Here is a 25,412-nt window from a genome sequence, read left to right as displayed (position 1 = left end):
GCGTACACATAGAATTGGTTACATTGGCTTACATCGCCCCCCGCTTTCATGCACGCCTTCGCTCTGCCCGCCATCAGCCACAGCACGCACCTGCCGGAGTTCTCCGACGCGCGGGCTGCACGCGACTGGCTGCAGGACATCGACAACACGCAGCCGCTCGCCACCCAGGCGCGTCTGCTCGGCCAGCTCAATCTGCTGAATCGCTGCGGCATCGGCGCCGGCGAGCGTCTGCGCATCGCCGAAGAGCTGCGCGACACGGTGCTGGCGGTGCAGGCCGCCACCGCCAACCGTTTCGTCGGCCGTCCGCTGCCGCTGTCCGCCGGCGAACGTGCGGCCTTCGATGCCAATCAGGGCATGTGGGATACCCTGGTCACGGCCTATCTGCATTCCCTGTCTGCGGCACTCGACGGCGACGGCGCAGTGGTCGGCCAGGCCGGCCTGATCGCCCATCGCGCGCTGAGTGCGCTGGCACTGATGCAGCTCGACGCGCTGCGCACCGCGCATCTGCCGCCGCCCGGCTACTGGCGACGCGTACACGCCTGCTATGACGCCGCCGCCCGGCTCGGCGCGGCGGAGCGCAAGTTCCGTGACGACGCGATCCATGACGAACGTCCGACCAGCGTGCGTGCCGCCTACGTGCTGTGCGTGCTGCTGCACACCTCCAGCCCTTTCGGTCTGACCCACCGCCAGCTGCGCGTGCTGCACCGCTGGCTCGGCAAATGGGCTGGCAAGGTGGCGCTGTTCGATACGCCGGTGCCGCACAGCGCGCTGCCCCCCTTGATGCTGGACCTGAGCACCGACGAGCCGGTCGCCCGCACACCACAGCCGGACAGCCGCCTGCGCTGGCTGGTGCTGGACGAGTTCTCGCACAGCGTGCGCAAACGCATGGCGCTTCTCGCGCAGGGCGAAACCCCGCTGGCACTGCGTCTGGGCGACGAACTGAGCCCGGCCCAGGCGGACCGCCTGCTGCGTCACCTGCACGCGCACTGCTGCCGCGGCGGCCTAACCCGCGCCGAAGCGCGCCGGCCGCTGCAGCAGAACGCGTCGGTAGTGATCGGCATGGGCGCGGTGCAGCAGTTTCTCGGCGGCGCCGAGGGCGACGTCGGCGATGCCGGCAACCGTCCGGAAACGCTGGCAGCCGGCTATCTGGTCGAAGACTGGCGCATCCTCGACGACAGCCCGACCGGCCTGCGCCTTGGCCGCCGCGCCAGCACGGACGGCGCGCGCATCGGCAACGGCATGTTGCTGGCGGTGCGACCCGACAACAGCCCGCATTTCATGCTCGCCCACGTGTGCTGGATCATGGCGGTCGAAGGTGAGTTGCAGATGGGCATCAGCATGCTGGCGGGCGCGCCGCGTCTGGTCGATCTCGCGCGTGCGCCGGACGGCAGCGGCGAACACGAGGCGCGCGGCGTGCTGATGCCGGAAGTGCCGCGCATCGGTCAGCCGGAATGCGTCGCGCTGCCCAGCGGCTGGTACCGCAAGGCACGCGACATCCTGCTCACCGCCGACGACGGCAAGCGACGGGTGCGGCTGGTCGAATCCATCGAACGCGGGGCCGACTTCGACCTCGCCCGCATCGAGCCGGCGGCATGAACGCGCCTGCCCCCACGCCCGGCATGCTGAACTACCGCGACGCGCAGCAGTGCCGCGCGCTGATCGCCGAGCTGCCGCTGACCAACGTTCCGCGCGTGCGTGACACGCTGACGCGCATGCTCTACGGGCTACGGCAGACGCCGCCGCGCAGCGCAGATTACCTCGACGTGCTGGAGGCGATGCGCGCGCCGCTGCACTTCCTGCAGGAAAGCCTGGGCAAGCGCTACAGCAGCCGGCCGGTCGCGCCGGGCAGCACCGAGGACGGCGTGCTGCGTCAGGTGGTCGCGCTGTGGATGGCCATGGCGCAGGCGTACGCGCAGGCGGCCGAGAAGGCCGACCTGCACCCGCTCACCGACGCCCAGCTGGCGCTGGTGTGCCAGCGCTGCGTGCTGTACGCGAGCCGCGCGGTGATCGAGTATTTCCGCGCCCGGCGCACGCTGCCGCGCGGCCTCTGGCTGGAGCTGCACGGCTACTACAGCACGGCCGAGGAATGGGGCTTCGCCACCCAGCCGGTGGCCGACAGCCTGAAGGAAGGCGGCTACCCGCAGAGCGCGGCCGAATCCTACTGCAGCGTGCTCTTGGTCGATCTGGCCAACCCCTACGGCCGCAGCCCGCGCGAATTCGAGTGGGTGTGCCGCTGGGCCGACCAGTACGCCGGCCTGACCGAAATCATGCCGGTGTTCGGCGGCACCGACGCCCGCACCTATGCCGTCGATCTGAATCTCGATAGCGGCGCCAAGCCGCTCGAAGTGTTCGCCCGCACGCCCAATCTGCGCCGGCTCGGTTCGGCCCGGCTGGCCAGCGAAATCGAGCGCGTGGTGGCCGGCCTGAAGCAGGGCCTGTCGCCGGAAACACTGGGCCTGGGCGCCGACTGCCACCCGGTTTCGGCCGGACGCCTGCTGCTGCAGCTGTACAAGCCCTGGTGCCACGCGGCCAACCCGCGCCGCTTCCAGCGCCGCAACGGCGACGGCGAGATCGACATCGCGATCAGCCAGGAGGCGATGCACTACCTGATCGCCGGCGAAGAATTCGTGCAGCCGCCGCCGGCACGCATCTACAGTCACAGCGACTTCGTCGACATCGCCACTTTCGGCGAACGGGCGACCGACGGCGCCGGACTGGCTGTGCGTCAGGCCAGCGCGCGCGCGCAGTACCCGACCCAGCACTGGGCGGTGCTCGATCACAGCGTGATGGGTTATCGCCTGCGCGCCCCGCGCGAAACCGGCGCGATCGAGTATTCGCAGATGCTGGCGGTGTTCGGGGCGGATTCGGAACACTGGCGTCTGGCGCGCGTGTCCTGGCTCATGTACGAGCACGATGGCCACCTGCTGACCGGCCTGCACGTGCTGCCGGGCACGCCGCGTGCGCTGTCGGTGCGGCCGCTGGCCGACGAAGGCATGCCGGCCGAGCGCTTCAGCCGCGCCTTCCTGCTGCCGGCGGTGCAGGTGATGGGCGAAGAAGCCTCGCTGGTGCTGCCGCGGGGCTGGTTCCAGGCCGATCGCAGGCTGGAGATCTATCTGAATGGCACGCTGCGCGCTGTGCGCCTGACCCGGCTGATCGCCTTCGGCGTCAATTACGAACGCGCCGCCTTCAGCGAGGACGCACCGGCAAACGGCGTCTGAGCGACGCCGCTCAGAGTGCGGGCAGCGTGCGGCGGGCGGGAAAGCGGACGGTGAAGCGGCTGCCCTGACCGGGCTGGCTGTCGATCTGCAGCGTCGCCTGATGCCGTTCGAGCACGTGCTTGACGATGGCCAGGCCGAGACCGGTACCGCCGGTCTCGCGCGAGCGGCCGCGGTCGACGCGGTAGAAGCGTTCGGTCAGTCGCGGAATGTGCTGGGCGTCGATGCCGATGCCGTTGTCGGTCACCGAATACTCGCCGCAGCCATCGACCACGCGCCAGGCGAGCTTCACGCTGCCGCCGTCCGGCGTGTAGCGCACCGCGTTGCTGGCGAGGTTGCCGAGCGCGCTGCGCAGGTCGCGGGCGCAGCCGAGCAGCGCACCGGGCGCACCGTCGACGTCCAGCGTCACCGTGTGCCGGCCGGACGACAGGGCCCGCGTCTCGACCAGCACGATGTCCAGCAGGTTGCGCATGTCCACCGGCTCTTCCGGTGTCGGCGTGTCGGTCTCCAGCGCCGACAGCGTCAGCAGGTCATCGACCAGGCGCTGCAGGCGCACCGACTGCTGCTGCGCCATGCGGATGAAGGACAGCGCCTGCTCCTGCGGCAGTTCGGGCAGCGCATCTTCCAGCGTTTCGAGGAAACCGTGGATCACCGTCAGCGGCGTCTTCATTTCGTGCGACACGTTGGCGACGAAGTCGCGCCGCATCGTTTCGAGCTTTTCGAGCTGGGTGATGTCGCGCGTCAGCAGCAGCTTCTGGTCGTCGCCGAAAGCCACCACCCGCAGTTGCAGCGTGCGGCCGGGCTGACGCGGTGAGGGCATCGACAGCGGCTCGCCGTAGTCGCCGGACTGCAGGTATTCGGCGAACTCGGGCTGGCGCACCAGGTTGAGGATGGGCATCGCGATGTCGCGCCGGCCGTCGAGCCCGAGGTGTTCCTCGGCCATCGGATTCAGCCACTCGATCAGTTCGTCGCGCGACATGATGAGCGTGCCGTCGGGCATCGCGCGGCTGGCTTCGCGCATGCGCTCCAGCCGGCTGCGCAGGTCCTCGCGCTGCTGGCGGGCGTTGCGCTCGCGCCGCGCCAGCTTGGCGAACAGGAATTCCCACTGGCCGGCACCGTCCGGCAGTTCGGCGTCGCTGGTCGAATTGAGCCAGCGGTCGAAACGGCCGATCTCGTACTGGTCGCGCAGGCTGCCGGCGAGCAGCAGCGCGCAGGCCAGCGTCAGCGCCGGCACCAGCGCGTCGGCCGCCAGGCCGATCAGCACGCAGACGAGGATGAGCGCGACGCGCAGGGCGGCGCGGAACCAGAATTCACGCATGGAGTACGCAGCGGGTGTTCACGGCGCCGGATTATGGGCGCTCACGCGCAAAACGGCTCACTCCTTCTGGCAGGACAGGCGATAGCCGCTGCCGCGCACGGTCTGGATCAGCGCGTCGTGTCCGCTCGCTTCCAGCGCGCCGCGCAGGCGGCGGATGTGCACATCCACCGTGCGCTCCTCGACGAACACATGGTCGCCCCACACGCTGTCGAGCAGTTGGGCGCGCGAATGCACGCGCTCGGCGTGGGTCATGAAGAAGTGCAGCAGGCGGAACTCGGTCGGACCCAGCACCACCGCCTGGCCGCGCGCGGTGACGCGGTGGGTGGCCGGATCGAGACGCAGACCGTCGATCTCGACCGGGTCTTCGGTCGCCTGCGGCTTCTGCCGGCGCAGCACGGCCTTGATGCGGGCCGCCAGTTCGCGCGGCGAGAAGGGCTTGGTGACGTAGTCGTCGGCGCCGGTTTCCAGACCGGTCACCTTGGACTGTTCGTCGCCGCGCGCCGTCAGCATGATGATGGGCACGCCACGCGTGCGTTCGTCGGCGCGCAGCCGGCGCGCCAGATCGATACCGCTCTGGCCGGGCAGCATCCAGTCGAGCAGCACCAGATCGGGCAGTTCGGCCTGCAGCAGGCGCAGCGCGGTTTCGGCGTCCGGCGCGCGCAGCGGATCGTGGCCGGTGCGGGTGAGCGTGACGCTGATCAGTTCCTGGATGGACGGTTCGTCCTCGACGACGAGTATGCGGGCCATGACGGTATGCGAGCGTGGGATGACGGGAACGCGACGCAGTCTATTTCAGTATGGTGACGGTTTAGTGACAGCGCCTCCGGTCTGTCCACAGGGCCATCCTGACGGGCGCGGGGTATCATTCCGGACTCTTCGCAGCGGACACGGCACATCATGGCAGGACTGGACAAGGACACCCCCATCCCCACCGAGATCAAGGTGCAGCAGAAGTCGAAAGTGATGGAAGTCAGCTTCGACAACGGCCGCAGCTTCAGCTTCAGTTTCGAGTTCCTGCGCGTATGCTCGCCGTCGGCCGAAGTGCGCGGCCACGGGCCGGGACAGGAAACGCTGCAGATCGGCAAGCGCGACATCGACATCACGCGCGTCGAACCGGTTGGCGCCTACGCGATCAAGCCGGTGTTTTCCGACGGCCACGACAGCGGCATCTACTCGTGGGACTACCTCTATCTGCTGGGCGAGAACCAGGAAGCGCTGTGGGCCGACTACCTCGCCCGCCTGAACGCCGCGGGCGCCAGCCGCGATCCGGCCCTGGTGCCGCCGCCGGCCGCCAAGGGCGGCTGCGGCAGCGGCGGTTGCGGTCACCACCATTGAGCCTGCGATGAGCGACAACTCCACCGATTTCGGCTTCGAGCGCGTACCCGAAGCGGCCAAGGCCCGCCGTGTGGCGAGCGTGTTCTCGTCGGTTGCGCGCCGTTACGACATCATGAACGACCTGATGTCGGCCGGCCTGCACCGTGCCTGGAAGGCGTTCGCGATCGAAATGGCTGGCGTGCGCCCGGGCCAGCGCGTACTCGACGTCGCCGCCGGCACCGGCGATCTGACGCTCGCCCACGCGAAGCGCGCCGGCGCCAGTGGCGAGGTGTGGCACACCGACATCAATCCGGACATGTTGCGCGAAGGCCGCGACCGCCTGCGCGACGCCGGCTTCGTGCTGCCCAGCCTGCTGTGCGACGCCGAGAAGCTGCCTTTTCCAGACAACCATTTCGACTGCGTCACTGTCGCCTTCGGCCTGCGCAACATGACGCACAAGGACCGCGCGCTGGCCGAGTTCCGCCGCGTGCTGAAGCCGGGCGGCCGCGCGCTGGTGCTCGAATTCTCGCGCGTCGCCAAGCCGCTCGAAAAGGCCTACGACCTGTATTCGTTCAAGGTGCTGCCCTGGCTGGGCAAGCGCGTCGCCAACGACGAGGCGAGCTACCGCTACCTCGCCGAATCGATCCGCATGCACCCCGACCAGGAAACGCTGGCCGGCATGATGCGCGAGGTCGGCCTGGGCCGCGTCGAGTACTTCAACATGAGCGCCGGCGTGGTGGCGCTGCATCGCGGCTTCAAGCTCTGAAATCCAGGTGGAGAGGCGAACGATCCGCGCATATCGCGGTCAATTCGTGTGCTAAGTTTCGCTCTCGTCGAATTTTCGCTCTCGCGTTTTCGCCCCACCTTTGATGGAGACATATAGATGAAGAATTTCCTGTGCGCGCTGTGCGTGGCCGTCGTCGGCCTCGGCGGTGCCATGCATGACGCCGAAGCCGCCAAACGCATGGGCGGCGGCAAGTCCTTCGGTTCGCAGCGTGATTCGACCACGATGCAGCGCGATGCCACGCCGACCGCGCCGACCCAGAACGCCACCACCGCCCAGCGCCAGGCGCAGCCTGCAGCGTCCGCTGCCGCACAGCCGGCCAAGCGCTCGTGGATGGGCCCGCTGGCCGGTCTGGCCGCCGGCATCGGTCTGGCCGCACTGGCGTCCCACCTCGGCTTCGGCGAGGAAATGGCGTCCTTCATGATGATCGCGCTGCTGGTCATGGCCGCGCTCTTCGTCTGGCGCATGTTCGCCGCACGCCGCAGCGCGCCGCAGCAGCAGCAGGGCATGCAGTACGCCGGCGCGACCGCCGGCCCGGGTACGGCCCCGCAGCGCTTCGAAGCAGCGGCCCCGCTCGCCGCCTCGGCGGCACCTGCTGCGGCAGCGGCGAGCGCCGGCAACATCCCGTCGGATTTCGACGTCGACGGTTTCCTGCGTCAGGCCAAGCTGAATTTCGTGCGCCTGCAGGCAGCGAACGACAAGGGTGACGTCGAGGACATCCGCCAGTTCACCTCGCCCGAGGTGTTCGCGGAAATCCGCATGCAGCTGCAGGAACGCGGCGGCGAAACCCAGCACATCGACATCGTTCAGCTCGACGCAGCGCTGCTCGATCTGGTCACCGAGAACGACCAGTACATCGCCAGCGTCCGCTTCAGCGGCCTGCTGCGCGAAGAGGTCACTGCCGCGCCGGCGCCGTTCGACGAGGTGTGGCATCTGGCCAAGCCGGTTTCCGGCAACCGCGGCTGGGTGATCGCCGGTATCCAGCAACTGCAGTAATCATGCTCTCGACGGCCGCGCTCCCGCTACTGAACCACCTGCTTGATCAGGCGCCGGGCGCTCACGCCCGGCTGGCCCGGCATGCGGGCGCGCAGGCACGGCTGGAACTGGGCGCGCTCGGCGTCGCCTTCAAGGTTGGCGAAGACGGCCGGCTGGGCGCGGCCTCCGATGAGCCCTTGGCGGTCACGCTGCGGCTGCCGGCGGATGCCGCGCTGCGGCTGGCACATGAAGGCGACGCGGTGCTGCGCGATGCGCGCATCGAAGGCGATGCGGCGCTGGCCGAGACCCTCGGCCAGGTGCTGCGCGGCCTGCGCTGGGACGCTGCGGAAGACCTGAGCCGGCTTATCGGTGACGCGGCCGCCGAACGTGTGGTGGGCGGTGCACGTGCGGCATGGGCCGGCGGACGCGACCTCGGCGCGCGGCTCGCCGCGTCGGCCAGCGAATACGCGGCTGACGAGGCGCAACTGCTGGTGCGTCCGGCCTCAATGACGGCCTTTGCCGACGAGGTGGATACATTGCGCGACGATCTGGCGCGCCTGCAGAAGCGCATCGAACTGCTCGAACGCAAGGCTCAGCCGATACGCTGATCCCCCCACCAGCGCGCGAAGGTGTCGCGCTGCGCAGCACTCATCCCGACCCCGCATTTCGTACGGCGCCACAGCACGTCGTCGGCGTTGTGTGCCCATTCGTACTGTGCGCACCAGCGCGCTTCCGCCTCGTACAGCCCGCCCCCGAAATCGCGTCCGGGTCCGCCTGTTCGCGCCACCTGTTCGAGCAGCCGCGACGTCGTGCTGCCGTGGCGCCCGACCAGCGCAGCGATCCATCCTGACGGCAGTGCGGGATGGCGCTGCGCCAGCCTGCGCACGAGTTCGGAACGCTGTGTCGGGCCGGCGGCCTCGGCGCCCGGCAGCAGACGATCTGCGGTCACGCTGCGTGCATTCGATCCGAGGAATGAGGCCAGCCTGTCGACCGCCCGTTCGGCGAGGCTTCGATGCGTGGTGAGCTTGCCGCCCTGTATCGACATCCAGCCGCGGCCGCCGCGCTCGCCGTCCATCGTCATCCGGTACTCGCGGCTGGCCGTGCGCGCGCTGCCGCCGCCGTCGATCAGCGGTCGCATACCGCTGAACTCCCAGTGAATATCGTTCTCGACCGGCGCGCGCCGAAAGGCACGCCGCAGGGCGTCGAGCAGGTAGCGACGCTCCGCCGCCGTGGCGCCCAGCCTCTCGGGCGAAGGCAGATCGGTTTCGGTGGTGCCCACGAGATGGAAATCGTCGGCGAACGGAATGACGAACACGACGCGGCGGTCCGGCTGCTGCAGCAGCCAGGCGTCGTCGCCGGCGTGCAGGCGCGGCACGACGAGGTGTGTGCCCTGCACCAGACGCACCGGTGCCGCCGCCGCACCGCGCAGGGCCTCGACCGCGTTCATCCATGGCCCGGCGACATTGACGACGCAGCGCGCGAGCACCGTTCGATTGCCCACCGCGCAGCGCCAGTGCGCACCTTCGGCAGCCACCGCGCTCAGCGCGCTCTGCGGCAGCACGCGTGCGCCGTGCGCCTGCGCGTCGAGCAGGGTGCATAGCGTCAGCCGCGCATCGTCCACCCACAGGTCGTAATAGGCGTGCGCCGCGCTCACTGGCGGCTGCATCTGCTGCAGCAGGGGACAGTCGGCGCGCAGACGCCGCGATCGCGGCAGTGTGCTGCGCCCGGCCAGCAGGTCATACAGCAACAGTCCGGCAGCGAGCATCCAGGCCGGCCGTTCACCCGTGTGCGGCACGACGAAGCGCTGCGGACGCACAAGGTGGGCCGCGATGCGGCCCAGTGTCTCGCGCTCATGCAGGGATTCCCTGACCAGGCCGAAGGCGCCCTGTTCGAGGTAGCGCAGCCCGCCATGGATAAGCTTGGTGGAGGCTGACGAGGTGGCGCCGGCGATGTCGCCGCGCTCACAGACGATGACGTCCAGACCGCGCAGTGCGGCGTCGCGGGCGATGCCGGCACCGTTGATGCCGGCCCCGACGATGAGCAGGTCGCAGGATTCCCGGTTCATGGGCGGATTCTGCGCCGGGCGCGCCAAAAACAAAAAGGCACGCCGAGGCGTGCCTTTCCGGACCTGCTCGAAACTGCGCTCAGTGACGCTTGCGCAGCTTCTGGATTGCCGCCAGCTGGGCGATGGCCGAAGCCAGTTCCGCCTGTGCTGCAGCGTAGTCGACACCTGCCTGACGGTTGGCCAGTGCTTCTTCGGCCAGACGCTTGGCTTCGTTCGCCTTCGCTTCGTCCAGGTCGGTACCGCGGATGGCGGTATCCGCCAGCACGGTCACCAGACCCGGTTGCACTTCCAGCAGGCCGCCGGCCACGAAGATCAGCTCATCGGCCGCCTGATTCGGCAGCTTGATGCGGACCTCGCCCGGGCGGATGCGGGTGATCAGCGGCGTGTGGCCAGGCAGGATGCCCAGCTCGCCGCTCTCGCCCGGCAGCGCGACGAATTCTGCGAGCCCGGAGAAGATCTTCTCTTCCGCGCTGACAACGTCGACATGTACGGTCATAGCCATGATTACTCCGTGAATGCTGCCCGCGAGCCGCGCCGGACCGGAGTCCGTCACGGCTCACGCTTGCCGCGTCACTGCAGCGTCTTCGCCTTTTCGAACGCTTCCTCGATGCCGCCGACCATGTAGAAGGCCTGTTCCGGCAGGTGGTCACATTCGCCATTGACGATCATGTTGAAGCCCTTGATCGTGTCCGCCAGCGGAACGATCTTGCCCGGCGAGCCGGTGAAGACTTCAGCCACGTTGAACGGCTGCGACAGGAAACGCTGGATCTTGCGGGCGCGAGCCACGGCCAGCTTGTCTTCCGGCGACAGTTCGTCCATGCCCAGAATCGCGATGATGTCGCGCAGTTCCTTGTAGCGCTGCAGCGTCGATTGCACCTTGCGGGCGACCGCGTAGTGCTCTTCGCCGACGATCAGCGGATCCAGCTGACGCGAGGTCGAGTCGAGCGGATCGACCGCCGGGTAGATGCCCAGCGAAGCGATGTCACGCGACAGCACGACGGTTGCATCCAAGTGCTGGAAGGTCGTGGCGGGCGACGGGTCGGTCAAGTCATCCGCAGGCACATACACAGCCTGGATCGACGTGATCGAGCCGACCTTGGTCGAGGTGATGCGTTCCTGCAGGCGGCCCATTTCGTCGGCCAGCGTCGGCTGGTAGCCCACGGCGGACGGCATGCGGCCCAGCAGCGCGGACACTTCGGTACCGGCCAGCGTGTAGCGGTAAATGTTGTCCACGAAGAACAGGATGTCGCGGCCTTCGTCGCGGAACTTCTCGGCCATGGTCAGGCCGGTCAGCGCCACGCGCAGACGGTTGCCCGGCGGCTCGTTCATCTGGCCGAACACCATCGCCACCTTGTCGAGAACCTTCGACTCTTCCATCTCGTGGTAGAAGTCGTTGCCCTCACGGGTGCGCTCACCCACACCGGCGAACACGGAGTAACCACCGTAGCTCTTCGCGATGTTGTTGATGAGTTCCATCATGTTCACGGTCTTGCCCACACCGGCGCCGCCGAACAGACCGATCTTGCCGCCCTTGGCGAACGGGCAGATCAGGTCGATCACCTTGATGCCGGTGGGCAGCAGGTCAACCGACGGGCTCAGTTCGTCGAACTTCGGTGCCTTCTGGTGAATGGCACGACGTTCTTCGGTGGCGATGTCGCCCGCTTCGTCGATCGGACGGCCAAGCACGTCCATGATGCGACCCAGCGTGGCGGTGCCGACCGGCACGCTGATCGCTGCGCCGGTACCCTTCACCTTCATGCCGCGGCGCAGACCGTCGCTGGAACCCAGCGCAATCGTACGCACCACGCCGTCGCCCAGCTGCTGCTGGACTTCGAACGTCAGACCCGCTTCGGCCGTGTGCGAACCATCGGCCTCGTCGAGCTGCAGCGCTTCAAACACTTTCGGCATCGAGTCGCGCGGGAACTGGATATCCACCACGGCGCCGATACACTGAACGATGTTTCCGGTATTCATCGTCTATCCCCAATACAAAAATTCGTTTGCGCGATCAGACTGCCGCGGCGCCGCCGACGATCTCGGACAGTTCCTTGGTAATCGCCGCCTGGCGGGTCTTGTTGTAGACCAGCTGCAGTTCGCCGATGACATTGCCTGCGTTGTCAGACGCGGCCTTCATCGCCACCATACGTGCGCTCTGTTCGGACGCCATGTTTTCGGCGACCGACTGATACACCAGCGCTTCAACGTAACGAACGAGCAGCTCGTCGATCACCACCTGCGGGTCCGGCTCGTACAGGTAATCCCAGGTGCCTTCCGGCGTGCCCAGACGATCGCCCGTGAGCGGCAGCAGTTGCTCAAGCACCGGCTCCTGCTTCATCGTGTTGATGAAGCGGGTGAAGGACAGATAGACCGCGTCGAGCTCGCCGGCCTGGAAAGCGTCGATCATGACCTTGACCGGTCCGATCAGCTTTTCCAGATGCGGCGTATCGCCCAGCTGCGTCACCTGCGACACCACCTTGGCGCCCATGCGCTGCATGAAGCCCAGACCCTTGTTGCCGATGGCGGCAACGCGGATTTCGGTGGCGCCCTTGCCTTCCCACTCCTTCATCGTGTTCAGCGCCAGACGCAGCACGTTGGTGTTCATGCCGCCGCACAGACCTTTGTCCGTGGTGACGACGATGATGCCGACGCGCTTGATCTGACCGACGGTGGCGAGGAACGGGTGCTTGTAGTCGCTGATCGTGGCGGCAGACAGGTTGGCAGCAAGACGGCGGATCGTGTCGGCGTAGGGCCGGGCGGCCCGCATCCTGTCCTGCGCCTTGCGCATCTTGGATGCAGCCACCATCTCCATCGCCTTGGTGATCTTCTTCGTGTTTTGCACGCTCTTGATCTTGGAACGGATCTCTTTTCCGCTGGCCATGGTTATCTCCTGTCCGCGCGCTTACGCCCAGCTCTTCTTGAACTCGGCCACCGCGGCAGCAAGCGTCTTTTCCGATTCACCGTCGAGGTCCTTGGAGGACTCGATCTTGTTCATCAGATCGGAATACTTCTGCTGCAGGAACTGGTGCAGGGCCGATTCAAAAGCGAGCACGCGGGACACTTCGACGTCGTCGAAGTAGCCGTTGTTGGCGGCGTACAGCGAAACACCCATCTGGGCGACCGACAGCGGCGAGTACTGCGGCTGCTTCATCAGTTCGGTCACGCGGCGGCCACGCTCGAGCTGCTTGCGGGTCGCTTCGTCCAGGTCGGAGGCGAACTGCGCGAACGCAGCCAGCTCACGGTACTGGGCCAGTGCCAGACGGACACCGCCGCCCAGCTTCTTGATGATCTTGGTCTGAGCCGCACCACCGACGCGGGACACCGACACACCGGCGTTGATAGCCGGGCGGATACCTGCGTTGAACAGGTCGGTTTCCAGGAAGATCTGGCCGTCGGTAATCGAGATCACGTTGGTCGGAACGAAGGCGGACACGTCGCCGGCCTGCGTTTCGATGATCGGGAGCGCGGTCAGCGAACCGGTCTTGCCCTTGACTTCACCGTTGGTGAACTTCTCGACGTAGTCGGGGTTCACGCGAGCGGCGCGCTCGAGCAGACGGCTGTGCAGGTAGAACACGTCGCCCGGGTAGGCTTCGCGGCCCGGCGGACGGCGCAGCAGCAGCGAAATCTGACGGTAGGCAACGGCCTGCTTCGACAGATCGTCATAGACGATCAGCGCGTCTTCGCCGCGGTCCCGGAAGTATTCGCCCATCGTGCAACCGGCGTACGGTGCCAGGAACTGCATGGCGGCCGAGTCGGAGGCGGTGGCGGCGACGACGATGGTGTATTCCATCGCGCCGTACTCTTCCAGCTTGCGCACCACGTTGGCGATGGTCGAGGCCTTCTGGCCCACCGCAACGTAGATGCAGGTCATGTTCTGACCCTTCTGGTTGATGATGGCGTCGACGGCGACCGCGGTCTTGCCGGTCTGACGGTCACCGATGATCAGCTCGCGCTGGCCCCGGCCGACCGGCACCATCGAGTCGATCGACTTCAGGCCGGTCTGCACCGGCTGCGAAACCGACTGACGTGCGATCACGCCCGGAGCGACCTTTTCAACCTTGTCGGTCAGCTTGGCGTTGATCGGGCCCTTGCCGTCGATCGGCTGGCCGAGCGAGTTCACGACGCGACCGATCAGCTCGGGGCCGACCGGCACTTCGAGAATGCGGCCCGTGCACTTAACGGTCTGGCCTTCGGAAATGTGTTCGTAGTCACCCAGAACCACGGCGCCGACGGAGTCGCGCTCGAGGTTCAGCGCCAGACCGAACGTGTTGCCTTCGAATTCCAGCATTTCGCCCTGCTGGACATCGTCCAGGCCGTGCACGCGCACGATGCCGTCGGTCACCGAAACCACGGTGCCCTCGGTGCGCGCCTGCGACGACAGCTGCAGGTTCTGGATCCGGCTCTTGATCAGGTCGCTGATTTCAGACGGATTGAGGTTCATCAAAAAACTCCTAGTTCTGTAGCGCAGTGGCCATGGCGGCAAGCTTGCCGCGGACCGAGGCATCGATCACTTCGTCACCGACCGCAACCTTCACACCGCCGATCAGTTCGGGATCGAGCGTGACCCGGGCTTCCAGGCGACGGCCGAAACGCGGCTCGAGGTCGGCCAGCAGGCGCGACACGGTGGCGTCGTCCATCGGGAAGGCGGAACTGATATGGGCGACGGCGCAGCGCTCGTGCTCGTTCTTCAGCTCGGTGAAGAGCTCCGCGATTTCGGGCAGCACGGCCAGACGGCCGTTCTGCGCCAGCACGCGTGCGAAGCTGCGATGCGCCTCGGCAAGTTCGCCGGGCACTGCGGTGAGGAAGAGGAAACCACGGTCGGTCGAGGTGCGGGTCGGATCGGCCAGCAGCTTCTTGACCTGCGGCTCGGCGGCAGCGGCGGCCATCAGACCGAGGGCGTCAGCCCAGGCTGCCAGCGAGTTGCCTTCCTTGGCCAGCTGGAACGCGGCTTCGGCGTAGGGTCGCGCGATGGTGACGTTCTCTGCCATGGTGTCAGCTCAGTTCCTGCTTCAGGTTGGTGAGCAGATCGGCGTGGACTTGGGCGTTGATCTCGCGACGCAGGATGCGTTCTGCACCCGCGACCGCCAGCGTGGCGACCTGGTCGCGCAGGGCATCTTTCGCCTTCTGCGCTGCAGCCGCAGCTTCGGTGGTCGCTGCTTCGCGGGCCGCCGCGACGATGCGATTCGCTTCCGCGCGCGCATCCTCGACCAGCTTGGCCGCCTGCTTCTCTGCACCCGAACGGAGCTCGGCCGCGGACTCGCGCGCTGCGCGCAGTTCCTCGATCGACTTCTTCTCCGCGTTGGCCAGATCCGCCTTTGCCTTGTCCGCAGCCGCCAGCCCGTCAGCGATCTTCTTCGCGCGTTCGTCGAGAGCCTTGACGATCGGCGGCCACACGAAGCTCTTCGTGAACCACACAAAGGTCAGGAACACGACGATCTGGATGATGAGCGTTGCGTTCAGATTCACGGCAACTTTCCCTTCAATAAATCGGTGTTGGGGCGGATGCCGTTCTTACTTCAGGAAGGTCGAAGTGGCGAACCAGAGGGCGATACCGGTACCGATAATGAAGGCGGCGTCGATCAGGCCGGCCAGCAGGAACATCTTGACCTGCAGCGCGTTCATCAGCTCCGGCTGGCGAGCCGAGGCTTCGAGGTACTTACCGCCCATCAGCGCGATACCGATACAAGCACCAATTGCACCCAGACCGATGATCAGACCGCAGGCGAGGGCGACGAGACCGAACACTTGTTCCATAACAGCTCCTTAGATTTAAAAGAAAAACGAAAACAACAAACCGGACTGCAACTGCAAACTCAGTGACCTTCGTGTGCCTGACCGATGTACACCAGCGTCAGCATCATGAAGATGAATGCCTGGAGCGCGACCACGAGGATGTGGAACACCGCCCATGCGAAACCCGCGACGATGTGGCCGAACGCGAGCAGGAAGCTCGGCGCGTTGGCACCCGTCCAGGCGGCACCCATCAGCGCGATCAGCATGAAGATGAGTTCGCCGGCAAACATGTTGCCGAACAGACGCATGCCGTGCGACACGGTCTTGGCAAGGAATTCGATGACGTTCATCGCGAAGTTGAACGGCGCCAGGATGAGCTTGTCGCCGAACGGCGCCGAGATCAGTTCGTGCGCCCAGCCGCCGGCGCCCTTGATCTTGACGTTGTAGTACAGACACACCAGCAGCACGGCGATCGACATGCCCATGGTCGCGTTGATGTCGGCGGTCGGCACGACACGCATGTAGGCATGGTGCGGGTCATGACCGGCGGAGGCGTAGATGCCTTCCCAGATGCGCGGCAGCAGATCCAGCGGCAGGAAGTCCATCGCGTTCATCAGGAAGATCCAGACGAAGACGATGAGGGCGAGCGGTGCCACGGTACGGCGCGACTCTTCGCTGTGGATCAGACCCTTGGCCTGATCGGCGACCATTTCGACCAGAATCTCGACTGCGGCCTGGAAGCGACCCGGCACGCCGGACGTCGACTTCGCCGCAGCGCGGTAAAGCACGAACAGCGCGAGGACGCCAAGCAGCACCGAATAGAAGACGGTATCGAGGTTGACCAGATTCCAGTTGATCAACTCGACCTGCTTCTCGCCGGTGTTGTTCAGGAAAGTCAGATGGTGGGCGATGTATTCGCCGGGGGTCGGGCCGTGGGCCACTTCAGTCGCCAGTTCGGTTCCAGATGCCATGTCAGTGTTTGAACAAGAAAGCAAAAAAACCTGCCTGCAGCGCCGCGCCCAGACCTCCCAAGAACCAGCCCCACGACAATCCGGGCACGAGGTAGTGGCACAGCAACAGCAGCCCAATCGTCGAGACGACCTTGATCGCCTCGCCGAGGAAGAATTCAAGCGGGTACGACACCGCGGCCTGCGCCCCAGGGCGCGCCAGACGACCGAGACGTATCGCGAACAGGAGACTCGGCACCGCATAACTCAGGCCACCGAGCAGAGCGGACAGTCCAGCCATCCAGCCCCCGACGAACAGCGCGATGCCCGTCACCACGAGCACCAGCGAAAGCTGCAGCATGATCGCTTTCAACATGCAGCAGGCCTTCCACGCATCCGTACCACCCAAAGTCCGCGAACCTCGAATCTTCTATAAGACACAAGTGTTCGCACTGCGACGAGCTGAACCGGCACAGCTTCGCGCGCAAAGCCCTTGACGATACATACGCTTACAGCCGCCGTCAAGAAGTTCCCGGATTTTGCCCCGGAACAGTGCGTGTGCATCGGATCGGGCGAAAAGAAAACATTTCGCACGTTCCGCTCGCGGACGACGCTTGACCTCGACTCAAAAATAGTCGATATTTTTCGACATGAGAAACGACTACGCCCAGACCATTCCTGCCGACTGGCAGGACTACTCCCGTCTGTTCGCCGCGCTCGGCGACCCGGAGCGGCAGCGCATCCTGCTCACCTTCGAGCCGGGAGAAAGCCTCAACGTGACCGAATTGACCCGCGCCTCCTCACTGAGCCGGCCCACCGTGTCGCATCACCTGAAACTGCTGTGCGAGGCCGGCGTGCTGGAACGAACGCGCCATGGCCGCGAAATCCACTTCCGGCTGCAGGCCGACACGCTGATACAGCGGCTGCAGACCGTCATCGACTACCTGGACGCGCACCGGTGAGCAGGCCCGCTCCCCGACTCGCGGCAGACGAACTGTCGGCGCTGGCGCAGCGCGCCGGTCGCACCCCCTTCTATGCAATCGACCGCGCTGCCGTAGACGCCCGGATCGACGCCTTGCGCGCCGCGCTGCCCGCCAGGTTGCAGCTGTGCTACGCGGTGAAGGCCAACCCCCTGCCGGCGCTGTTGCAGTGCATCAGCGCTCGGCTCGACGGCGCCGACGTCAGTTCGGGTGGAGAACTGGCGCGCGCGCTCGACGCCGGCTTTTCCGCGGCGCACATCGGCTTCACCGGTCCGGGCAAGCGTGACACCGAACTGGCGGCCGCGATCGAAGCCGGCGTGCGCATCTGCGCCGAATCGGTCGGCGAAATCGAGCGCATCGCGCGCATCGCCAGGCAGCAGGGACGCCAGGCACGCGTCGCGCTGCGCGCCAATCCGGACTTCGCGATCGCCGGCTCGCGCGTGCGCATGAGTGGCGACAGCTTCTTCGGTATCGACAGCGCGCAACTGGGTCGCGCCATCGCGGCCGTGCGCGGACACGGCCTCGAGTTCGGCGGCCTGCATTACTACTGTGCCTCACGCATGCTGGACGCGGCCGAGATCGTCGCGCTGCACGCCCGCTGCTTCGCCGAAGCCATGCAGATCGCCGACGCGGCCGACATCGCACTGCCCTGGCTGAATCTGGGCGGCGGCTTCGGCGTTGCCATCGCCGACGACGAACGGCCACTCGACTTCGCGCCGGTGGCGGCCCATCTGCACGCGCTGGACGAGGCGCTGCGGGCGCGTCATCCGCAGGCCCGGCTCGCACTCGAACCGGGCCGCTACCTGGTGGCCGAGGCCGGCATCTACGTCTGCAGCGTGATCGAACGCAAGACGGTGCGTGGTCGTACCTGGCTCATCGTCGATGGCGGCGCGCACCAGCACCTGCACGCGACGCTGCAACCGGACCGGCTGCAGCCGGCGAACTTCCCGATGACGCTGCATCCGCAGACGCCGACCGACGCGGTCGAGCGGGTGAGCATCGCCGGCCCGCTGTGCGCGCCCTTCGACGTGCTGGCGCGCGACATCGACCTGCCGCGCGCGCAAGCCGGCGATCTGCTGGTCGTGCATTGCTCCGGCGCCTACGGCGCCAGCGCCAGTCCGCTCGACTTCCTCGGCCATCCGCATCCGGCCGAACTCCTTTTCTGACCTCGCGGAGCGTCCATGCTGCGTAGCCTTGTCCGTCCCCTGCTCACCTTCGTCTGCCGACTGCTGTTCCGCATCAACCCGCCGGCGTCGCTGCCCGGGCAGCACGAGCGCCTGCTGGTGGTCGCCAATCACGAGTCTTTTCTCGACGGCCTGCTGCTCGGCCTCTTCCTGCCCATCGATCCGGTGTTCGTGGTGCATACCGGGGTCGCTCGCAACCCCTTCTTCAGGCTCCTGCTGTGCATGGTGGACTACCTCGCGGTCGATCCGACCAGCCCGATGGCGATGAAAAAGGTGATCCGCCTGCTCGAATCGGGACGGCCGGTCGTCATCTTTCCGGAGGGGCGCATCACCACCACCGGCAGCCTGATGAAGGTGTACGACGGCCCCGCCTTCGTCGCCGCGAAGACCGGTGCCACCGTGTTGCCGGTACGGCTGGACGGCGCCTCGCGCAGCTATTTCTCGCGCGTATCCGGGCGCTACCCGAAGTCGCTGTTCCCCCGCATCGCGATCACCGTGCTGCCGACCACGAAGATCGTCATGCCGGAAGCGGGCAGCGCGAAGGAACGCCGTCGCCGCGCCGGTGAAGCGATGCGCCGGCTGATGCAGGAAATGATCTTCGCCTCACGCCCGCAGCAGACGCTGTTCGGCGCGCTGTGCGACGCCGCCGAGATCCACGGTCGCAACCGTCGCCTGGTCGAGGACATGAAGCAGATCGAGTATTCGTATGGCGACCTGCTGAAGATGGCGCTGGCGCTCGGTCGCATCGTCGCCCGCATCACGCGGCCGGACGAGCGCGTCGGCGTGCTGCTGCCCAATCTCGCACCTACGCTGGGTCTGGTGTTCGGCCTGAACGCGCACCGCCGGGTGCCAGCCATGCTCAATTACACCGCCGGCGTCGACGGCATGCAGGCCGCCTGCACCGCCGCCGAACTGCGCGTCATCGTCACCTCACGCGCCTTCGTCGACCAGGCCAAACTCGGCGACAAGCTGGCCGCGCTGCAGGGTGTCGAACTGCACTACCTGGAAGACCTGCGCGAACGCGTCACGCTGGCGGACAAGCTGTGGCTCGTGCTGTGGGCGCTGCGGGCACCGCGGCTGGCGGCCGAAACCGTGTCGCCGGAGGCGCCTGCGGTGGTGCTGTTCACCTCGGGCTCGGAAGGCAAGCCCAAGGGCGTCGTGCTGTCGCACCGCGCGCTGCTCGCCAACATCGCGCAGATCCGCGCGGTGATCGACTTCTCTGTCGACGACAAGATCCTGAACGCGCTGCCGCTGTTCCATTCCTTCGGCCTGACCGCCGGCGGCCTGCTGCCGGTGCTGACCGGCGCCAACGTATTCCTCTATCCGTCGCCGCTGCACTACCGCGTCATTCCGGAACTGGCGTACGACCGCAACTGCACCGTGCTGCTCGGCACCAGCACCTTCCTCGGCAACTACGCGAAGTTCGCCCACCCTTACGACTTCTACCGACTGCGCTACGTCATCGCCGGCGCCGAAAAGCTGTCGGAATCGGTGCGCAGCGCGTGGTTCGAGAAGTTCGGCCTGCGCATCTTCGAAGGCTACGGCGCCACCGAAACCGCGCCGGTGCTGGCGGTGAATACGCCGATGGCCTATCGCAGCGGTACCGTCGGCCAACTGCTGCCGGGCCTGCACGCGAAGCTGATGCCGGTGGCCGGCATCGACCGCGGCGGCGTGCTGCATGTGAGCGGCCCCAACCTGATGAGCGGCTATCTGAAGTGGGACAGGCCGGGCGTGCTGCAGGCGCCGTCGTCGGAAGCGGGCGAAGGCTGGTACGACACCGGCGACGTGATCGAATTCGACGACGACGGCTTCGTGCGCATCGTCGGCCGCGTCAAGCGCTTCGCCAAGGTGGCCGGCGAAATGATCTCGCTGGAAACGGTCGAGAAACTGGCCACCGCCGCCAGCCCGGTAGCGCAGCACGCAGCCTCGACCCAACCCGACCCGGCGCGCGGCGAAACCATCGTGCTGTTCACCACCGACGCTGCGCTCGGCCGCGACGCGCTGCAGGCAGCCGCCCGCGAGCGCGGCGCGCCGGAAATCGCCGTGCCGCGCAAGATCGTCGTCGTCGATGCGCTGCCGCTGCTCGGCACCGGCAAGACCGACTACGTGACGCTGAAGCGGATGGCGGAGTCCGCATGACCATGGATGCCCGTCGTCGTCGCCTGCTGAAGACCGGCCTCGTGCTCGGCGGTGCCGCGGCCGGCGGCTGGGCACTGAGCACGGTCGCGCGCAGCCAGCTGATGAACCCCTGCCTCGCCGCGCTGCCGCCTGAACTGGCCGGTCACGAACTGATCGCGCAGACCTTCGACGGGCTGGACCCGACGCTGCTGCGCGACGTCCACGTGCACCTTGCCGGCACCGGCGATTCCGTTCGCGGCATCGAAATGACGCCGCGCATGCTGAGCCCGCTGCATCCGGCCGAATACGTGCAGCGCCTGTTCTATCTGAACGCCGGCTGTGCGCACGAAGACCCGGGCCGCGTCGATGCCAGTTACGTCGACCGCCTGCACAACCTGGTCGAAGCGCTGCCGGCCGGCTTCAAGCTGATGCTGTTCGCCTTCGAGCGTGCTTACGACGAAGCCGGACGCCACCTGCCCGAGCACACCGCCTTCCATGTGCCGGACGCCTACGCGCGTGACGTCGCCCGCGGCAACCCGGACCATTTCGAATGGGTGTGCTCGGTCCATCCCTACCGCGAAGACGCGGTCGACGCGCTCGAAGCGGCGGCACGCGACGGCGCCCGCGCGATCAAGTGGCTGCCGCCGGCGATGGGCATCGACCCGTCCTCGAAACGCTGCGACCGCTTCTACGGCGCGGCCGCCCGACTCGGCCTGCCGCTGATCAGCCACGCCGGCGAGGAGAAGGCCGTGCATGGCGCGGGCGGGCAGGAGCTGGGCAATCCGCTGCGGCTGCGCCGCGCACTCGAGCATGGCGTCACCGTCATCGTCGCCCACTGCGCAACGATGGGTCGCGACGTCGATCTCGACGCCGGGCGGAACGGACCGATGCGCAGCAGCTTCGACCTGTTCGCGCGACTGATGGGCGAGCGCCGCACCGGTCGTCTCTACGGCGACATTTCGGCGATCACGCTGCGCAATCGCGAGGTCGAGGTCGTCCGCGCGCTGCTGCGCCGCGAGGACTGGCACGACCGCCTGCTCTACGGTTCCGACTATCCGCTGCCGGGCATCCTGCCGCTGATGTCGCCCGCCTCGCTGGCGCGCGACGGCCTGCTCGATGCGACCACGGCACCGGTGCTCGAACAGGTGCGCGACCACAATCCGCTGCTGTTCGACTTCATGCTCAAGCGCCTGCTGCGCGACGGCCGCCATCGCTTCGCGAACAGCGTGTTCGAAGCAGCGCGCGCCTTCCCCACCATCTGATCCACTGTCCCGACCGACTCCACAACGCATGCGCATTCCCGCCGCCCTCCTTACACTGGCACTCATGACGAGTGCCCTTCCCACGCACGCTGCACCGCGCGACGCGCTGGCCGACAGCCGCGTCGGCCTGTACGCCGGCAGCGACTTCCGTCTCACGACCGGACGCTGTAACGATTGCCCGGCGCCAGCGCAGGCGCTGTGGTACTTCACCGACGACACCGTCGCCGTGCCGCTGGCCGACGCCGCGGGCTTCGTCGCCACACTGCCGGCGCAGGACGACGTGCGGCAGTGGGCCTACGCAAACGAATGGCAACCGGACGCGCAGAAGCCTGCGCTGATCTGGCTCGGCTCGCCGCTGATCGCGCACGACGCCCGGCTCGACGCCGACGGCCGCACGCTCAGCTTCGCCGACGGCACGCGCGCCAGCTTCACGCTGGTGCCGCAGTTGCCGTCCAATGTGTCCTGGTTCAATGCCGACAGCACCGCCTGGCTGCAGGGCCAGCGACTCGCGCTGCGCGGCGCGCAGTCCAGCGACAGCTTCACCGCGCGCACGGTCTGGCCGTCGTCCTTCGACATCGACCTCGCTGCACTGACGCCGTCGCCGCTGCAGGACGGCGAAACGCTGGCCACACTGGTACGCGCCGACGACGGTGGCGCACGCACGCCGGCGTCGACGCGACTGCTGTGGGAGCGCACGCCGGGCGCTGCGCGCACGGCCGCCGGCAAGCCGGTTCTGGCCATCATGCTCAATGGTGCGCAGGGCGACGATGACGAGGCGCACGGCGGCCACTTCGCGATCGCCACCGGCCTGATGGGCGCGCGCGGCGAATGGAGCGACTGGCTGGTCGCCAACTTCTACAACCTCGACGCGCACAGCGAAAAGGGCATCGTCGCCTCGATGCTGACGATGGACGCCTACCTGACCGACCTCAACGGCGGTCAGAGCTGGTACCGCCCGTCCTACATGCTGGTCGCGGTGCTGCGCGAGGACCGCGCGGCGCGACTGTACGACCAGGGCATCGCACGCGTGTTCAACCACTTCTACCGGCACGATTTCAGCTACCGCCACGCCAGCGCGAACTGCGCCGGCATCAGCCTGGACACGCTGCGCTCACTCGGCTGGAGCATCCCGACGCTGGGCCCGACCTCGAAGGCGAAGGCCTGGCTCGGCCTGCCCTACATGGCGATCAAGGACATGAGCGTGAACAGCGGCCTGCAGGCCTTCGACTACATGATGGCGGAGCGCAGCGGCCTGTTTCCCTTCGTCGCCTTCAACGTCGCCGGCAGCGACCTGCTCGGCCGGCTGACCCAGGGCAAGGTGATGGACCAGGGGCTGGAACGCCTGCTGGCCGACGACGTCGAGTCCCTCCTGTTCGTGCGCGTGCCGCAGATCCCGTCCTCGCGCGCCTTCGGCAGTGCGCCGGTCGCCAGCTACGAGGAATACATGGCGCGCGTGCCGGCCGACCGCAGCCAGTGGGTGGTGCGCCCTGCACCGCCGCGCCCCTTCCCCGACGAACTGCGCGACCCGCAGGCACCGAGGGAGCCGCTGCCGGCGTCGCGTCGCGCGCTCATCGTGTGGCTGGTCGGCGCCGCCGCGGTGATCGCCTTCGTCGCGTACCGGCTGCTGGGGAGGACGTCATGAGCTCGCAATTCCACCTGCTGAAGGAAACGCGCTTCCGCCCCTTCTTCCTGACCCAGCTGCTGGGCGCGCTGAACGACAACGTGTTCAAGACCGCGCTGATCACGCTGCTCACCTTCCGCGCCGGCAGCATCACCGACGTATCGCCGGCGCTGCTGGCCACCGTGCTGCCCGGCGTATTCATCCTGCCCTTCTTCCTGTTCTCCGCCACCTGCGGCCAGATCGCCGACAAGTACGACCGCGCGATGCTGGCGCGGCTGTCCAAGGTGATCGAGATCGCGGTGATGGGCCTGGGCGCCATCGGCTTCGTCGCCGCCAGCCTGCCGGCGCTGGTGCTGGCCCTCTTCCTGATGGGCACGCAATCGACGCTGTTCGGACCGGTCAAGTACGCCTACCTGCCGCAGCACCTGCACGACGGCGAACTGGTCGGCGGCAACGGCCTGGTCGAATCGGCCACCTTCGTCGCCATCCTGCTCGGCCAGATACTCGGCGCATGGCTGGTCGGCGTGACCGACGCCTGGGGCCTGTCGGCCGCCGTGCTGCTGCTGGCGCTCGCCGGCTGGTGGACCAGCCGCGGCATTCCGCGCTCGCCGGCACCGGAGCCGGCCATGCGCATCGACTGGAATCCCGCCCGCTCGACCCGCGACAACCTGCGCTTCGCGGTCGGCAACCGCACGGTCTGGCTGTCGCTGCTCGGCATATCGTGGTTCTGGTTCTACGGCGCCACGCTGCTGGCGCAGTTCCCGGTCTATGCGTCCGACGTGCTGGGCGGCGGCGAGAACGTGTTCATCCTGCTGCTGGCGGTGTTCTCGGTCGGCGTCGGCACCGGCTCGCTGCTGTGCGAAAAGCTGTCGGGCGGCCGCATCGAGATCGGTCTGGTGCCCTTCGGCGCCATCGGCCTCACGCTGTTCGGCGTCGATCTGTTCTTCGCCACGCCGTCCGCACCGCTGCCGGGCGACGGCAGTGTGAGCGCCTTCCTGCAGCACGCGGCGCACTGGCGCATGCTGATCGACATCGCGCTGCTCGGCGCCGCCGGTGGCCTCTACATCGTGCCGCTGTACGCGCTGATCCAGACCCGCTGCGAAAGAAGCCACGCGGCACGCGTGATCGCCGCCAACAACATCCTGAACGCGGGCTTCATGGTCGCCTCCGCCGGCGTGAGCCTGCTGCTGTTCGAGGCCGGGCTGAACATTCCGCAACTTTTCCTGGTGGCCGCGCTGTTCAACGCCGCGGTGGCGGTGTTCATCTACACGCTGGTGCCGGAGTTCCTGATGCGCTTCATCGTGTGGTTGCTGGTGCACACGGTGTACCGGCTCGACACGAAAGGTCTGGACAACATTCCGGCCGACGGCCCGGCGGTCATCGTGTGCAACCACGTGAGCTTCGTCGACGCGCTGGTGATCACCGCCGCCTGCCCGCGGCCGATACGCTTCGTCATGCACCACGCCATCTTCCGTCTGCCGGTGCTGCGCTTCGTGTTCCGCACCAATCGCTGCATCCCGATCGCATCGGCCAAAGAGGATCCGAAGCTGCTGGAGCGCGCCTACGACGACATCGCTGCCGCGCTGAAGGCGGGCGAACTGGTCGGCATCTTTCCGGAAGGACAGATCACCGACACCGGCGACATCCACCCCTTCAAGCCCGGCATCACGCGCATCGTCGCGCGCACGCCGGTACCGGTGGTGCCGCTGGCGCTGCGCGGCCTGTGGGGCAGCTTCTTCTCGCGCAAGGATGGTCCGGCGATGACGAAGCCGCTGCGTCGCGGGCTGTTCAACCGCATCGAACTGGTCGGTGCGCCGGCAGTGACGCCGGAGGCGGCGACACCGGACGCACTGCAGGCCATCGTCGCCGGCCTGCGCGGCGACCGCCGATGAACGCCCC

The 25,412-nt window shown here is 67.2% G+C and carries 24 protein-coding genes; 12 read left to right on the top strand and 12 right to left on the bottom strand.

The window, feature by feature from the left end:
• Window positions 1-48: 48 nt before the first annotated feature.
• Both METFAM1_RS0115075 and METFAM1_RS0115070 read left to right on the top strand, forming a co-directional pair.
• Complete coding sequence (locus METFAM1_RS0115075; protein ID WP_019916217.1) at window positions 49-1,596, top strand: cyclic-di-GMP receptor FimW-related protein; 1,548 nt, start codon at window positions 49-51, stop codon at window positions 1,594-1,596.
• Window positions 1,593-3,218, top strand: coding sequence for a cyclic-di-GMP receptor FimW-related protein (locus METFAM1_RS0115070; RefSeq protein ID WP_019916215.1), 1,626 nt, complete (start codon window positions 1,593-1,595; stop codon window positions 3,216-3,218). Before METFAM1_RS0115075 ends, METFAM1_RS0115070 begins: the two co-directional genes overlap by 4 nt.
• Before the next feature lie 10 nt (window positions 3,219-3,228).
• Here METFAM1_RS0115070 and phoR read toward each other — a convergent pair whose 3' ends face one another.
• Both phoR and phoB read right to left on the bottom strand, forming a co-directional pair.
• Window positions 3,229-4,533 (bottom strand): phosphate regulon sensor histidine kinase PhoR, encoded by a 1,305-nt coding sequence (phoR, locus tag METFAM1_RS0115065; protein WP_019916213.1) that lies wholly within the window; start codon window positions 4,531-4,533, stop codon window positions 3,229-3,231.
• Between the two features lie 57 nt (window positions 4,534-4,590).
• A complete protein-coding gene (gene phoB, locus METFAM1_RS0115060; RefSeq protein ID WP_019916212.1) occupies window positions 4,591-5,280 on the bottom strand; it encodes a phosphate regulon transcriptional regulator PhoB in 690 nt (229 codons plus the stop codon).
• Between the two features lie 150 nt (window positions 5,281-5,430).
• On the opposite strand from phoB, the gene METFAM1_RS0115055 reads away from it, so the two are divergent.
• From METFAM1_RS0115055 to METFAM1_RS0115040, 4 genes are all read left to right on the top strand, one after another.
• Window positions 5,431-5,868, top strand: a complete 438-nt coding sequence (locus tag METFAM1_RS0115055; RefSeq protein ID WP_019916210.1) for a gamma-butyrobetaine hydroxylase family protein — start codon at window positions 5,431-5,433, stop codon at window positions 5,866-5,868.
• Window positions 5,869-5,875: 7 nt separating this feature from the next.
• Window positions 5,876-6,613: a bifunctional demethylmenaquinone methyltransferase/2-methoxy-6-polyprenyl-1,4-benzoquinol methylase UbiE gene (gene ubiE, locus METFAM1_RS0115050; protein WP_019916209.1), complete on the top strand. Its 738-nt coding sequence runs from the start codon at window positions 5,876-5,878 to the stop codon at window positions 6,611-6,613.
• 117 nt (window positions 6,614-6,730) lie between these two features.
• Complete coding sequence (locus METFAM1_RS0115045; RefSeq protein ID WP_019916208.1) at window positions 6,731-7,627, top strand: Tim44 domain-containing protein; 897 nt, start codon at window positions 6,731-6,733, stop codon at window positions 7,625-7,627.
• Between the two features lie 2 nt (window positions 7,628-7,629).
• The gene (locus METFAM1_RS0115040) at window positions 7,630-8,214 is read left to right on the top strand and encodes a ubiquinone biosynthesis accessory factor UbiJ (RefSeq protein WP_019916207.1); all 585 of its coding nucleotides are present in this window, start codon (window positions 7,630-7,632) and stop codon (window positions 8,212-8,214) included.
• On the opposite strand, the gene glpD is transcribed toward METFAM1_RS0115040, so the two are convergent.
• The 10 genes from glpD to METFAM1_RS0114990 form a co-directional block, all read right to left on the bottom strand.
• The gene (gene glpD, locus METFAM1_RS0115035; RefSeq protein ID WP_019916206.1) at window positions 8,199-9,671 is read right to left on the bottom strand and encodes a glycerol-3-phosphate dehydrogenase; all 1,473 of its coding nucleotides are present in this window, start codon (window positions 9,669-9,671) and stop codon (window positions 8,199-8,201) included. The two genes, METFAM1_RS0115040 and glpD, sit on opposite strands and share 16 nt — an antisense overlap.
• Before the next feature lie 79 nt (window positions 9,672-9,750).
• Window positions 9,751-10,173, bottom strand: coding sequence for a F0F1 ATP synthase subunit epsilon (locus METFAM1_RS0115030; protein WP_024300738.1), 423 nt, complete (start codon window positions 10,171-10,173; stop codon window positions 9,751-9,753).
• A 68-nt stretch (window positions 10,174-10,241) separates the two neighbouring features.
• A complete protein-coding gene (gene atpD, locus METFAM1_RS0115025; protein WP_019916204.1) occupies window positions 10,242-11,645 on the bottom strand; it encodes a F0F1 ATP synthase subunit beta in 1,404 nt (467 codons plus the stop codon).
• 34 nt (window positions 11,646-11,679) lie between these two features.
• A complete protein-coding gene (gene atpG, locus METFAM1_RS0115020) occupies window positions 11,680-12,549 on the bottom strand; it encodes a F0F1 ATP synthase subunit gamma (RefSeq protein ID WP_008063739.1) in 870 nt (289 codons plus the stop codon).
• Between the two features lie 21 nt (window positions 12,550-12,570).
• Entirely contained in the window at window positions 12,571-14,109 is a 1,539-nt protein-coding gene (atpA, locus tag METFAM1_RS0115015) for a F0F1 ATP synthase subunit alpha (protein ID WP_019916203.1), read from the bottom strand.
• Between the two features lie 10 nt (window positions 14,110-14,119).
• Window positions 14,120-14,656, bottom strand: a complete 537-nt coding sequence (locus METFAM1_RS0115010; RefSeq protein ID WP_019916202.1) for a F0F1 ATP synthase subunit delta — start codon at window positions 14,654-14,656, stop codon at window positions 14,120-14,122.
• Window positions 14,657-14,660: 4 nt separating this feature from the next.
• Window positions 14,661-15,134: a F0F1 ATP synthase subunit B gene (locus tag METFAM1_RS0115005; RefSeq protein ID WP_019916201.1), complete on the bottom strand. Its 474-nt coding sequence runs from the start codon at window positions 15,132-15,134 to the stop codon at window positions 14,661-14,663.
• A gap of 45 nt (window positions 15,135-15,179) precedes the next feature.
• Window positions 15,180-15,422 (bottom strand): F0F1 ATP synthase subunit C, encoded by a 243-nt coding sequence (atpE, locus tag METFAM1_RS0115000; RefSeq protein ID WP_008063733.1) that lies wholly within the window; start codon window positions 15,420-15,422, stop codon window positions 15,180-15,182.
• Window positions 15,423-15,481: 59 nt separating this feature from the next.
• Window positions 15,482-16,372 (bottom strand): F0F1 ATP synthase subunit A, encoded by an 891-nt coding sequence (gene atpB / locus METFAM1_RS0114995; protein WP_019916199.1) that lies wholly within the window; start codon window positions 16,370-16,372, stop codon window positions 15,482-15,484.
• A 1-nt stretch (window position 16,373) separates the two neighbouring features.
• Window positions 16,374-16,724, bottom strand: coding sequence for an ATP synthase subunit I (locus tag METFAM1_RS0114990; RefSeq protein ID WP_019916197.1), 351 nt, complete (start codon window positions 16,722-16,724; stop codon window positions 16,374-16,376).
• Between the two features lie 274 nt (window positions 16,725-16,998).
• Between METFAM1_RS0114990 and METFAM1_RS0114985 the strand changes: the two genes are divergently transcribed.
• From METFAM1_RS0114985 to METFAM1_RS0114960, 6 genes are all read left to right on the top strand, one after another.
• Window positions 16,999-17,310: an ArsR/SmtB family transcription factor gene (locus METFAM1_RS0114985; RefSeq protein ID WP_019916195.1), complete on the top strand. Its 312-nt coding sequence runs from the start codon at window positions 16,999-17,001 to the stop codon at window positions 17,308-17,310.
• Entirely contained in the window at window positions 17,307-18,494 is a 1,188-nt protein-coding gene (locus METFAM1_RS0114980) for an alanine racemase (protein WP_019916194.1), read from the top strand. The genes METFAM1_RS0114985 and METFAM1_RS0114980 overlap by 4 nt, the downstream gene beginning before the upstream one ends.
• Window positions 18,495-18,509: 15 nt before the next feature.
• On the top strand, window positions 18,510-20,651 hold the full coding sequence (gene aas / locus METFAM1_RS0114975; RefSeq protein ID WP_019916193.1) for a bifunctional acyl-ACP--phospholipid O-acyltransferase/long-chain-fatty-acid--ACP ligase: 2,142 nt from the start codon (window positions 18,510-18,512) through the stop codon (window positions 20,649-20,651).
• Complete coding sequence (locus METFAM1_RS0114970; RefSeq protein ID WP_019916192.1) at window positions 20,648-21,892, top strand: amidohydrolase family protein; 1,245 nt, start codon at window positions 20,648-20,650, stop codon at window positions 21,890-21,892. Before aas ends, METFAM1_RS0114970 begins: the two co-directional genes overlap by 4 nt.
• Window positions 21,893-21,956: 64 nt before the next feature.
• Complete coding sequence (locus METFAM1_RS0114965; RefSeq protein ID WP_019916191.1) at window positions 21,957-23,534, top strand: hypothetical protein; 1,578 nt, start codon at window positions 21,957-21,959, stop codon at window positions 23,532-23,534.
• On the top strand, window positions 23,531-25,405 hold the full coding sequence (locus METFAM1_RS0114960) for an MFS transporter (RefSeq protein ID WP_019916190.1): 1,875 nt from the start codon (window positions 23,531-23,533) through the stop codon (window positions 25,403-25,405). Before METFAM1_RS0114965 ends, METFAM1_RS0114960 begins: the two co-directional genes overlap by 4 nt.
• Window positions 25,406-25,412 lie beyond the last annotated feature (7 nt).

The organism is Methyloversatilis discipulorum (assembly GCF_000527135.1).
GTDB classification, from domain to species: domain Bacteria; phylum Pseudomonadota; class Gammaproteobacteria; order Burkholderiales; family Rhodocyclaceae; genus Methyloversatilis; species Methyloversatilis discipulorum.
The sequence above is the reverse complement of the archived record's forward strand: the minus strand, read 5'-3'. Positions and strand labels throughout refer to the sequence as shown.